10 protein-coding genes are annotated in these 12,825 nt (G+C 39.0%); 7 read left to right on the top strand and 3 right to left on the bottom strand.

The window, feature by feature from the left end:
* Positions 1 to 169: 169 nt before the first annotated feature.
* Positions 170 to 970: a 4-hydroxy-tetrahydrodipicolinate reductase gene (dapB, locus tag J8L98_RS19095; protein ID WP_210997750.1), complete on the bottom strand. Its 801-nt coding sequence runs from the start codon at positions 968 to 970 to the stop codon at positions 170 to 172.
* 423 nt (positions 971 to 1,393) lie between these two features.
* Here dapB and J8L98_RS19100 point away from each other — a divergent pair, with 423 nt between their 5' ends.
* The 4 genes from J8L98_RS19100 to J8L98_RS19115 all read left to right on the top strand — a co-directional run bounded on the left by J8L98_RS19100 (position 1,394) and on the right by J8L98_RS19115 (position 4,761).
* A complete protein-coding gene (locus tag J8L98_RS19100; protein WP_210997751.1) occupies positions 1,394 to 1,900 on the top strand; it encodes an acetyltransferase in 507 nt (168 codons plus the stop codon).
* Positions 1,901 to 1,988: 88 nt separating this feature from the next.
* The gene (locus J8L98_RS19105) at positions 1,989 to 2,345 is read left to right on the top strand and encodes a GNAT family N-acetyltransferase (protein ID WP_210997752.1); all 357 of its coding nucleotides are present in this window, start codon (positions 1,989 to 1,991) and stop codon (positions 2,343 to 2,345) included.
* Positions 2,346 to 2,597: 252 nt separating this feature from the next.
* Positions 2,598 to 3,899, top strand: coding sequence for a Na+/H+ antiporter NhaC family protein (locus J8L98_RS19110; RefSeq protein WP_247682618.1), 1,302 nt, complete (start codon positions 2,598 to 2,600; stop codon positions 3,897 to 3,899).
* 79 nt (positions 3,900 to 3,978) lie between these two features.
* Positions 3,979 to 4,761, top strand: coding sequence for a nucleoside-binding protein (locus tag J8L98_RS19115; RefSeq protein WP_210997754.1), 783 nt, complete (start codon positions 3,979 to 3,981; stop codon positions 4,759 to 4,761).
* A gap of 69 nt (positions 4,762 to 4,830) precedes the next feature.
* On the opposite strand, the gene J8L98_RS19120 is transcribed toward J8L98_RS19115, so the two are convergent.
* Complete coding sequence (locus J8L98_RS19120; RefSeq protein WP_210997755.1) at positions 4,831 to 7,407, bottom strand: TonB-dependent receptor; 2,577 nt, start codon at positions 7,405 to 7,407, stop codon at positions 4,831 to 4,833.
* Between the two features lie 685 nt (positions 7,408 to 8,092).
* Between J8L98_RS19120 and J8L98_RS19125 the strand changes: the two genes are divergently transcribed.
* Positions 8,093 to 9,949 (top strand): 6-hydroxymethylpterin diphosphokinase MptE-like protein, encoded by a 1,857-nt coding sequence (locus J8L98_RS19125; RefSeq protein ID WP_210997756.1) that lies wholly within the window; start codon positions 8,093 to 8,095, stop codon positions 9,947 to 9,949.
* Between the two features lie 9 nt (positions 9,950 to 9,958).
* Positions 9,959 to 10,621 (top strand): hypothetical protein, encoded by a 663-nt coding sequence (locus J8L98_RS19130; protein WP_210997757.1) that lies wholly within the window; start codon positions 9,959 to 9,961, stop codon positions 10,619 to 10,621.
* A gap of 114 nt (positions 10,622 to 10,735) precedes the next feature.
* On the opposite strand, the gene J8L98_RS25200 is transcribed toward J8L98_RS19130, so the two are convergent.
* The gene (locus J8L98_RS25200) at positions 10,736 to 11,941 is read right to left on the bottom strand and encodes a GGDEF domain-containing protein (RefSeq protein WP_210997758.1); all 1,206 of its coding nucleotides are present in this window, start codon (positions 11,939 to 11,941) and stop codon (positions 10,736 to 10,738) included.
* A 220-nt stretch (positions 11,942 to 12,161) separates the two neighbouring features.
* Here J8L98_RS25200 and J8L98_RS19140 point away from each other — a divergent pair, with 220 nt between their 5' ends.
* The gene (locus tag J8L98_RS19140) at positions 12,162 to 12,362 is read left to right on the top strand and encodes a hypothetical protein (RefSeq protein WP_210997759.1); all 201 of its coding nucleotides are present in this window, start codon (positions 12,162 to 12,164) and stop codon (positions 12,360 to 12,362) included.
* Positions 12,363 to 12,825 lie beyond the last annotated feature (463 nt).

Below are 12,825 nucleotides of genomic sequence, written 5' to 3' on the forward strand. Positions count from 1 at the left end.
ACGCTTTCATCCCGTTCACAAAGCGCTTGGTAACACGCAGTAATAATTTTTGGCAAATTCGTTGTAGTTTACAGCACTTTGTCAGGTTCGTCTAATAAAACCATTAAAAACATGATAAATAGCAGTTAAGGCCAAAAAAAACCATTAAGAGGTTAAAAGTACATATTATCTAATGCAAATCAAGCACGTCCTGCATGGTATAAAGTCCATTTGGTTTATCTTTGAGCCATGCTGCAGCCCTTACTGCACCTTTCGCAAAGGTCATTCTTGAACTTGCTTTATGGGTAAGTTCAAGCCTTTCGCCCTCTGCAGCGAAGTAAGCCGTATGTTCTCCTACTATGTCCCCCCCTCTCATCACTGAATAACCAATCTCTTGTTGAGATTTTTCGCCATCATCTTGGCTTCTATCAAACTTTGCAACCTCAGCATGATCCCATCCTTTTGCTTTCGCAATTGCCTCGCCAATCATCAGCGCAGTGCCTGATGGTGCGTCTATTTTATGCCGATGATGGGCTTCAAATATTTCGATATCAATATCCTCTGACAAGGTTTTTGCTGCAACCTGAACCAAATTTTCTAATAAATTAATCCCCACCGAATAGTTTCTTGAAAACACAATGGGAATATACTGAGCTGCGTCTTTTAAGGTGCTCATCTCTTCGTCGCTAAGCCCTGTAGTACCAATCACCATAGGTACTCGTTGCTTTATCGCAAGAGCCAAATGCGCTTTCATTCCCTCAGGTAATGTAAAATCAATTGCAACATCTACGTCTGAATTAAGTGATTTGTCACTGGCGAATGACACTTCAGTGTCTCGACATCCAATGACAGGCCCAACGGGTTGTCCTATCAATACGTTAGATTCTCGCACTAACGCTGTCGACAATTGTGCGTACTGTGCTGATAGGCTTGCTTCACATAGCACTTTACCCATTCTTCCATTCGCACCAAAAACAGCTATTTTAATCATATCAAGCTCCTATTAAGTTACGAGTCGTTATACCGAGATTACAAATAGAAATCATCTGTTATTTTCTTATATCTATTAACCTATTTACTTTGTTCTATGGCGTATTAAATAACCGCTATGCGATTTTTACCCCCTCGTATTTTCATTTAAACCCCCTCATCAAGACACGAAAGATAATAAAAACAATTACTAATCATATGCAAAAGCAACAAACAAACGCTTTTTGGTTAAAAACACTAGAAATCACAACACCCAATATGGGAACGCTGGTACTCTTCGGTCATTTTAAAAATGCGCGATTTATCAAGCACAATGTCATGAGCACTAGTAGCAATGTATCGCGCTCTACCATGATCTAGTCACTGGGTGAAGCATAACCAGTACTTTAACGTAAGGGGCTCAGACATGTTTTAAAGAAAAAGGATGGCAGCACACAATATGCATTCTCACAGTACAGCGTTAAACAAGTGCATTTGCCTAAGTTCAGAGCAACTTGGTACCGTTGTTTTTAATCATTGTTTAATTGTCCACGCACAGCACAACATCGCATCCATGCAAGAGCCCACTATATTTATTAATGAAATATTTCATTATTATCAACATATCAATTACTTACAATTTAAAGATCCTGCGTGGCAATCAAACCCAGCTTCACAACAGCTTGGCAAGCATATTAATATTTTTAGCTTCTCAAGGTATGAATTTTATAACTGTCCTGAATTATTACTCTTTCGCCCTAACGACTCTCATTTTAAAACTTTCCCGAGCACAATTTCTCCTATGGGCCAGCCCTATTTGGCCGATAAACTATTATATAAAAGAAGAGATCGTGATATAAACCACACTATTAGTTTTAAGGTCATAGATCCTGAATCCGATTTAGCGCTATTTCATCAGTGGATGAACAATCCGCGTGTAGCACAGTTTTGAGATCAAGCGTGGTCAGAAAAAGCATTAAGTGAATACATACATAATAAACTCGCCTCACCCTTTGAGTTGCCACTTACCGGCTACTTTAATGAAGTGCCATTTGGTTACTTCGAGCTCTATTGGAGTGCAAAAGAGAGCATCGCACTACCCATGGCAAGCCTTCGATAGAGGGCTGCACCAATTAGTCGGCAATGAGCTATTTCGGGGAAACAAATTCTTTAAAGCCTGGTGTACAGCAATCTCTCACTTTATCTTCCTCGATGATATACGTACCCAAAAGATCGTATTAGAGCCCAGAAGTGACAACCACCGTTTACTCAATCAAATACATAAATTGGGCTTTAAAACCGAGTTTGAGTTTGAATTCCCACACAAGCGTGCTGCACTTGTATCCATCCAGAGAACTGAGTTTTTTAGAGAAAACTTCTCTTGTTTCTCTTCATGAGTAATGTCAACCTAGTAACGCTTTGAATTTACATCAATGTATTCAATAAAAATAGGCTATACCGCTCTGTGAAATAATAAGCTGTATTAAACGGCTTATTATTGTTACTAAATATAATTGACAAACCATCTAGCCATCTATACATTCACACATCCATTACAACTATTACTTGAATTATGCGCTTGAATGTGAAAACAATGGCGACATAACAATAAAAAATATTTTTGATATGAGGTCTCAATGCACGAGCCAATGAATAAACTAGCCGCAAAGTTGTCTTTGTTACCGTTACTTACCTTTGTCGGCCTATTTTTGGGTGTTGGTTTGTATTTGCAGTCTCAAGGGGTTGATTATGCGTTTTACCAGCTCCCCGCCCCCGTCGCTATTTTACCTGCGATTGTCATCGCATTTTTAATCAATAAAGCCTCTATAAACGAAAGTGTTGAAACCTTTATAAAAGGTGCTGGGCACAGCAACATCATAACAATGTGTCTCATTTACTTGCTAGCGGGTGCTTTCTCTGCGGTTGCCAGTGCAACAGGTGGGGTGGATGCGGTTGTAAATGCGGGTTTGTCTCTTATCCCTCCTGCCTTTTTACTGCCTGGGTTATTTTTGATCTCCGCGGTTGTCTCCACTGCCATGGGCACGTCAATGGGCACCATTGGCGCAATAGGACCAATCGCATTAGCTGTATCAATTAAAACAGGAATTGATCCAGCGTTAATGGCCGGTACGATTGTCTCCGGGGCCATGTTTGGTGATAACTTATCGATTATTTCAGACACCACGATTGCTGCAACTCGTACTCAAGGGTGTGAAATGAAAGATAAATTTAGAGAAAATCTAAAAATTGCACTTCCAGCTGCCGTATTAACAGTATGCCTATTAGTATTTTTAACACCCGAGGCCCAAGTTGTCGAAACTAAAGAGTTTGACTGGCTATTAGTGCTACCTTACGCATTTATTTTATTCCTAGCCGTAGCGGGAATGAACGTATTTGTCGTGCTATTTAGCGGAATTATTTTTGCGGCAGCAATGGGCTTTACCGGAGACTATGAAATGGCCAGTTTTGTAAAGGATATATACGAAGGCTTTAGTAGCATGCAGGAAATATTTTTACTTTCAATGTTTATCGGTGGACTCTCTGAGTTCATACGTATTAATGGTGGCTTAGACTATTTGGCTAAAAAGATCCAAGGGCTCACTGCCATCATAGCAAAATGGCATCGCCAAGTTGCAGACCAACTTGGTATTGCGGCACTCGTACTAACAAGCAATTTATGTATTGCGAATAACACAGTCAGTATCATTGTTGCAGGGCCCGTCGCTAAAAAATTAGCTGATGATGGCGAAATACCGGCAAAACGCTCAGCCAGTTTACTGGATATTTTTGCCTGTGTTATGCAAGGCTCATTACCTTACGGCGCTCAAGCACTCTTGCTAGGTGCCACATTTAAAATTAGCCCCTGGGATGTATCAACGTCTTCATACTATTGTTTTATACTCGCCATTACTGCCGTTACCATTATTTGCTTGAAACGCAACAAGCTATAAATTTAATATTAGGCACCATTTTTGGTGCCTTTGCTATACTCTTCGTTGTCGCTCACGTACTTATGGAATGTACTAAACAATGACGAAACTACTCTTATTTGCGCTTGCCTCTATGTACCTTTACTCTATGCCGGTTTTCGCCGCAAACTGGAGTAAAACCCAACTTCATCTCAACTATGGGGAATTTACTAACCCTTTTACCCGTAGTGAAGCAAAAACCAGTGTTTTTTCACTTCAGCATGCATCCGCTTATGACTACGGTGAAAACTTTTTCTTTGTCGATTATTTAGATGACGATATACAAGATAACTATCAAGACCGTGACTTCTATATGGAGTGGTACTCAACCGTCAGTTTAAGTGCTGTCAGCGGCTACTCATTTCAAAAAGGTATTCTCAAAGATATTGGGCTGGTAATGGGGGTTAACATTGCTGGCGACCCAAAAGTGGTTAAATATTTACCCGGTATTAAGCTTAGCTGGGATATTCCTGGGTTTACTTATTTATCAACCACAATAACGGGCTATTTTGATGACAGTGCCGGTGTCGCAAAGCAAGGGGCACCGTCGCAAAGCAATGCATGGATGTTTGATTTGGCATGGGGTTACCCGTTCACTTTAGGGGATCATAAGTTTTTATTTACAGGTCACGCTGAATATATTGGTTCTCGCCAAAATGAATTTGGTATTTATGTCAATGACTGGCTACTCGCCCAGCCCATTCTTCAATGGGATTTAGGCCATGCTCTGGGTAACAAAAGTGATACATTGATGCTGGGGATTGAGTGGCAAATATGGCGTAATAAACTTGGCGGAACTGTAAATGAATCGGTTCCACAAATTCACCTTGCGTGGACATTTTAAACTTTGCAAGCGCAAAAGGCACTGTATTAACAGTGCCTTTTTTCGTTTAACCCTCTTTCAATAGGCTAATTAGAACTTTACATTAACCCCTGCATAGAAGTAACGACCTAACGTATCATAGGTATATGGATCCGTATTTGAATCATTATTCCCTGTATAATACGGAGGTTGTTTATCAAATAAGTTGTTGATCCCCGCAGAGATTTTTATACTATCATTTATAAAATAACTTCCTGATATATCATGATACATCACTGAAGGAGTACTTGGTGCATAACAGGATGATGATTCACTTAAGCAGGCATAACTGTCCATACCAGAAATATAGCGCACCTTATAATTGGCATACCAGTCATCGGCTTTCAAAGCTAAGCTTAAGTTAGATTTAATATCAGCATAGCCTCCTGAGCCAGAAGTGATCAGTCCGGTATAATCAATCGTTTCTCCTGCGTTAGTGACGACTCGCTCATGCAAAAATGACGTGTCTAACCCTGCTGACCAATGATAACCCATGGCCTCAAACTTATAGAGTAAATTTAAATCTAGGCCGCGCGTTGTTTCTTGGCCAATGTTTTGTAATTGGTTATTAAATGTTGCCTTACCATTTGATACTTGCACATTCGCAGATTGACATACCGCTGTATCCTGATTCTTTAACTGCCCTGTACTGTCTATGCAGCTATCCACAATAAACTGATTATCAACACTGCCGATAGCATTGCTAATTGCGATGTCGTAATAATCAAGTGTCATTGATATACCCTGTAGCCATAGTGGTTCATAAACAAGCCCAGCGGTAATCGTGTTAGCTTCTTCAGGTGTTAACTGATCATTACCACCTACGGTAACCTCTGCTTGGCTATCAAGTAGTGCATGATTAATTTGCTCAAACGATGGTGAGTTACCCCCATACAGTTCATCAACCGTGGGCGCTCTAAATGCAGTCGAGCGCACCCCACGGAACATTAGTTCATCATTGACTTTCCAAGTAAAACCCAGCTTCCAAGTTGAATCACTGCCAAAACTTGAATAGTCAAATGCCCTTACCGCCGCACTTAAATCTACGCTCTGCGCAAAAGGTAAATCAGCTAATACTGGTACTGCTAACTCTAAAAAAGCTTCACTAACATCATAAGAGCCACTGGTAGGCTCTACTTTAGGATCGTTAGCAAGCCCCTGTGAAGTCAATGAATCGGGTGTATACCATGCTTTTTCAGTACGGCTTTCCACCCCAGTCGCGAACCCCATATAGCCTGCAGGTAATTCCCACAATTCACCAGAAAGAGAAGCACTCAAATTAAGCATTTGGCTACCGCCAGTATTTTGCTCGGTGTAAATATAATCAGACATATTCTCTGTCGACCAAGCTGTTTGATCGAGCGGATTAAACTTGCCACTCTCTATATCTTCAGTGAGGTTACCCACATTATGTAAATTAGACAGCTTATCAACTGAGTCATTTCTGCCAAAGTTTAAAGCAACATCCCAATTATAATCATTTTCCAATATCCCTTCTAAGCCTACTACTGTTCTGAGTGTATCAACTACTTGAGAAAAATCCCGCGTACCTGTATCTGTCATTCGACGACGATAATGAATGGTATCTCCATACTCAGCGCCATGCTCAAGCAAATCGTCGCCCATTGCTTCAGAGTAAGTAAAATCAAACCAAATCGGCTGTGGTGCCATTTGTTGCTCTGACCAACGCTTTGTGTACATTGCTTCTGTAAATAAAGTCGTTTCATTTGATAGCTCATAATTAACAAGCCCTGTTAAATTTAAGCTCTTCATCGGAGTATACAAATAGCTTTCTTGCGAATAATTATATGGATCTGATTCTGGATTATATTCACTATAAGAGCCATCAGGACGACCTTGTAACTCTTTACCGTTCTCTAAATATACATGGCCATTAGGTGTAATTGAGGATCCCCCACACAGTAACTCTTTACCGTCGTCACTTTCCGTAATTGGGCATGTGGAAAAATCACGGTCCGCTTGGCTTGCTTCTCCTCGGTCCATATATTGCAAACCAAAGACCATATTTCCTTTATCAAAACTATTGCCAAAAATAAGAGCAATGCTATTTCTTTGTGCATCTCCTTCACTACTTAGACCTGTCTGAGCATTTAATTCCGCTCCCTCGAAATCATCTTTCAAAATAATATTAACCACACCTGCAACTGCATCGGTGCCGTAAACAGCAGAAGCACCATCTTTAAGTACTTCTATATACTTAACCATAGATATAGGTATCGTATTTAAATCAACTGTAGATGCGGCCCCAGTACCAGAGTTAATCATACGTCGGCCATTGACAAGTACTAAGGTTCTTTGATCCCCCATTCCGCGAAGGTTGATACTGGCATTGCCACCTGAGCCATTATTTACACCGGGGTTAGTCATAGCACCACCAGCGGCGGTCATATCTTGTAAAATATCGTCAATGGTCACAGCACCTGAAGCTTTGATATCCTCGGCACCAATAATTGTCACAGGGCTTGCAGTTTCCATATCTGAACGCTTAATTTTAGAGCCTGTCACCTCTATCTTCTCTATCGGTTTAATCATTTCCTGTGCTTGCACACACTTTGAGATAATCGGAACGGAAACAACGATAGACAATGCTATTACTGATTTTTTCATATTCACCTTCTTTACTTTGATATGGCTAAACTGGTCGCCAATAACATGTGTTTAATGTGTCGGATTGCCAAACTAGAGTGCCTTAGATGAATGAAAAATGACTAAGTGTTCAGTGATAACTCACCACACTATAAAAAAGACCACAAAACGGAAAAAAGTAGTTACCAAGCACACAAATTTACAATTAAAATATTTAAAAACAATCAGTTGAAAACAATCAAGAAAAAAGGAAAAAGTGAGTAAAACTGCGTTTCAAGCCGTTAAAGAATGTAACTGGGTAAGATCTCGGTAGTCGTTTAATTAATAGGAAACACGCATTAACGTGATTAAGATGTAGGTGAATTATCACTCTTTTAAAATTAAATAGTTGGCAAATTAACCCGCAAGCAACTCAATTATATATTGCGATGAACAACACAATGACTTTATTCATCTTTCAAAGATAATAAGATTACTTCAACTCTACACAGCACCACTGAGTTTTTGCACAGAAGCATGCAATTGAAATTGGTTTTAACCACACCACTATTATTAGACTATTGTTCAGAGATAACCATCGCCTCAACAACCCCGAAAAAATCTGAAATGGTTCGCCGTTTTAAAAGCATTCTCTGTATCTATGTTTGACTCTATATATTCTTTGTGAAAAAATTATGGATAATGGAAACAATGAATTAGCTCAACAATGGACCTGATAGGAAAGAACCGTGAATTTTTGCGCACACAAAGAAACGTTGAATTATCGCCCTCTTGGAATAATGCATACCCATCACGATATATCGACGCATCCATTATAGAGTTTTACGGTACTGATCCAAAAACTTGCTGTGAGCAACAAGTAAATCTATTTCTAAAACACCCACAACATTTAAGTTTGCAGTGGGATGTGATGCATAACACGCCTAAAAGTAAAAAGCCTTCGCATCAATGCTTTATCGACAACTCGAGTAAATTTGCTCATACTTTAGGTTACAAATCAAGATCCAAACCCAATAGAGGGACCTTAGTAATATTAGGCCTAAGTGCAGGGTTTCATATTAACCTGTTACTTAACGCAATCCCCTACAGCGATGTGATTATCATTGAACCAAACGAATTACACCTCGCCATGGCTTGCGCAAAATGTGACTTCAACTTACTGAACAGCATTTGTTTATCTCGAGGTGGATCTTTTACTGTTTCTAACGCTAACAGCTATCAACACTTTCTTCGTTTCATGACTGATACACTCAATGTGCAAGGGCACCATCTCCTTGCCGACATAAGCGTGTATAGGCACCGTTCAGAAGCTGCTATCGATGAGATATACGATAACTTTCGGCAGTGGAGAAACCGTTTTACTTCAATGTGGGGCTTTGTTGAAGATGAACTCATTGGTTTAGAACACACGATAGAAAATGCCCAAAAAGTGCCATTTCAAAGCTACAACGGTTTACTGGAAAATAAGCATAAAGCTTCCGTTATTATTGTGGGTAATGGCCCATCATTAGACAATGATATAGATTACCTCTATGAGTTACAAAGTCAGGTAATCATCGTTTCATGCGGTACTGCATTAAGTACTTTATTAAGAAAAGGGATTACTCCTGATATTCATGTCGAAATGGAACGTACGGCCGCGAGCTACTATTTAAAAGAAAATGACTTAAAAGATCCTTGTCTTAGAGAAACCATTTTTCTAGGCCTCAATACAGTCTACCCAAAGTTCATTGATACATTCAACTACATCGCTCTATTGCCAAAGGCAAATGATATTGGTGGTGAAGTTTTATGTAATAAAATAAAACAATTACACGCACTTTATCATTGCAACCCGACAGTATCTAATATGGCAGTTGCAGCTTTAGCTCATATGGGTATTAATCAATTAGTGCTATTAGGTTGTGATTTTGGCTACATCAACCCAGCACATCACCATAGTAAGTCTTCAATTTACTATGAAACAGATAATATATTATCCTCATTGACCTTTAAATCTGAACTTCAAGTGACTGGAAATTTCAAAGACTCTATCTTCACTTCACGGATCTTGAATGAATCGCGCCAAGCTCTTGAGACACTGATAAAATCATCATCTTCATTACAGTTAATTAATTGCAGTGACGGGGCATTAATATCTGGTAGTGAGTCGATAAAGCTCAAGAATGTAACACTCAGCAATACACCAAAAACACAGATACTAAACCATATTAAATCCACTGCAAAGATGCCACCTACAGGGAAAATACATGTAGAAGAAGTGCTTTCACCTGCAGAGATATTCCTAAAAAAACTACATCATGATATACAAAGTGTCCAATGTGTACTTGAATTACTCAACTTATTAAGCACGTTTAATGTGGAACTAAAAGCATCAAGAGATCTAAAAACCTACCCGCTACTCAGCGGCTCCATCAAGTATACAACGCTCACGATAGCAAGCCATATAAATCATCTACCACCATCTCAATGGCCTGAATATAAGAGATTTATTAATATAGAGCTTAAAAAGCTCATTATTATGTTATTAGAAAAACTCACCAATAAACCTAAAATATGTTAAGGAAAATTAATGAAATTTAATACATTATGTGTACTCCCTGCGGCGATAATTGCCAGTGGTGCAATTGCTCATACGACCGAAACAGTCTCTTTTGAAAACGATAACACAATTGAGGTTCATCAAGATAGCAACCTAAATGATGGCTTTTCTGATGCCGAAGCATTTGGTGCGAACGACTCAGCGGGTGCTGGGGATTCAACCGGTTCAAGACCAGATGACTTTACACCATTTCCAACAACAGAACCCAGTGACCTAACTGGCGGTGGTAATATCCATTATGGGGTTGTATACGTAGACAAAGCCGTTTCTGAAGGTTCAAGTGATTACGAACCTTATCGCCGTATTTGCGTGAAATCAAACAAGCGTATGATTGTTGGGGCTCATTCACCTTATGATCAAACTACACACGGAGAAAAGTACCTTGTTAAAGGCACTTACCAAGCATCATATCCCAAAGCTGGTGATTTTACTAAAATGACTTTGAAGCTTAAAAAAGATCACACTTCAGTCGCTGAATTCATATATTTGCATAAGCTAGGCACTGCTCAATATGAATTCATTGGAGAATCAAGATTAGGTAAACTAGCCAATGGTAGTGTAAAAGCATACTACAAAAATGTAATGCAATATGATTATGAATTATGTCAGGTTACGTTGGGCGCTTATTACTAGTCTTTAAATTTAGCCTATTTATATTAAAATTGGGTGGCTTAATTGAGCCCCCCAATTATGCACACCTATCACGTGCTTGAATCTCTGCCCGCATGTTAAGCACCCGTTAATCCATTAGCAACTGGCATTATTACGCCCCCGCTTTTTTGCTCGATAAAGTGCTAAATCGGCATTTTTCAATACTTGGAAAAATTTCTGCTTTGATAATTTTTGTGCAAAACCAATCGATACGGTCACATTAACAGTTTTGCATGGGTGTGATTTATGCGATTTTCTAAACTTTTTCCCAGTACGTGCAACATCACGGATCACCATATCGTAACTTGCAACCTCTTCGCGTAAACTTTCCAAATAGGGTAAACATGCCTCAGCATTTTTACCCGGAAATACCACAGTAAACTCCTCGCCACCATAACGGAATACGCGTCCTCCCCCTTTTATATTGCCAAGTTTTGCCGCCACCAATTTTAACACCTGATCACCAATATCATGGCCATAGCTATCATTAAACTTCTTAAAATGATCAATATCAATCATCGCTACAGTGTAACGACGGCTCAGTGATAGTGATAATTGATTTAAAGCTCGTCGTGTCGGCAACCCCGTTAAATCATCACGATAAGCTAAATAATAAGACTCAATGCATACAACTAAAAGATAAATTATAGCCACTATGATAGCTATAACTTCAGTGGGTAAAATGAGGTGATGTGACACAAACAATTGCCATGTGACACTACTTATGAGCAACACTCCAATAGTAAAATCTTTAGATTTGATACTCAGCACCAGCAATAATAGGCTAAGTATTGTGCTAGGAAGCATAACGGGTAACAGCTTTTTCAAGTCTAAAATAACATCTAATTGAGGTACTAATGCGATAATATCAACATTAAACCTTACCCAATAAAAAGCGCTCCCAGCACACAGCAAGAAATAAACAATACGAGAAACAGTGTGAATTGACAATAAAGCGCGATCTTTCATTAAGGCTAAAACAGTAAACCATAGTGATATACTTAAGACCAACCAAGACCGATTTTGCTGCCACCAATCAGGCCAGAACATTACTTCCTTCTGACCAATAGTAATCAACAACCAAATAATACATGCTATCGATATCCGGCTGCGATTAAATTGCGCTGCAAAAAATGCAACCAAGAGTAACAATGGCATTGATATCGAAGAGATAATATCAATTCTAGATTCCCAAATTGGCTGAAAATAAACAAGCGCAGTATGAAATATGTATGCACTCGCCACCATTATTATCGTCTTCTTCAATCCAGGGAAATTAAACAATACACCCTCATAAGTCACAAACTATCTTTGAGCCTGTATTGTAAGGTTGAGGTTAACATATTACCACTTTTTAGTTTCTACGCAGTCATTGTAATCTAGTCAAAACTCCGAGGTCCTGTATTTATTTCAACCAAAAAACCATTGCTCAATACGGTGAATACAACATACAATTATGAGCAATACTCATTTAGATACACATTTTTAGTGTAACTATCAACTCACAACAAGGAATTAAGTAATGAAGATATCTCTAAATAAAAAACAGCTAAAACAACTTACGCTCACCAATACTCTGTCAAATTCAGCAACACAGTACGTAGCTGGTGCAGGTCCTAAAACAGCTCGAGCATGTAACAGCAGAGGCTGTAACGATACTGTACATTGCACAGGCCAAGAAGTATGTTGGGATCATACAACGCCAGAAAGAGGTTGTAGATAAATAAAAGTGCGTCGCCCTTTTGTAGAGTGGCACCTATCCATAAACTTAATCAGACACGTATTGAATTAAGTCGATATCCTAATAATCCAATCGGTAAATCAAGCGTATTATTACGGTAAAAGACAAATCAAAGTCACTTCAACTAAATTGCAAACGTCGTCAAGGGCTAAGTGCTTTATAATAAGAAACGAAACATCGAGCTATTTAAAGCAAATTCTAAGCGACAACAATCATAATATTTACGATAACCCTATTTCGGTTGCCCCACTTTTATAAGAATAAAACTCTAAAGACTCATATGTAAAATTATCGAAAATAACACCATTTTATTACTCTGTGAAACACGTCCTGTAAAATGTATTTCAAATAGCGGCAATGATGAATGAACATCATTACACCATAAGAGCGTAGTCTCTCCTAAGGAGTTTCAGGGTTATTGTACCCATAACCTTACCGACCCTTA

It is taken from the genome of Pseudoalteromonas sp. MMG013, from assembly GCF_018100885.1.
In the GTDB taxonomy this organism is placed as follows: Bacteria; Pseudomonadota; Gammaproteobacteria; order Enterobacterales; family Alteromonadaceae; genus Pseudoalteromonas; species Pseudoalteromonas aurantia.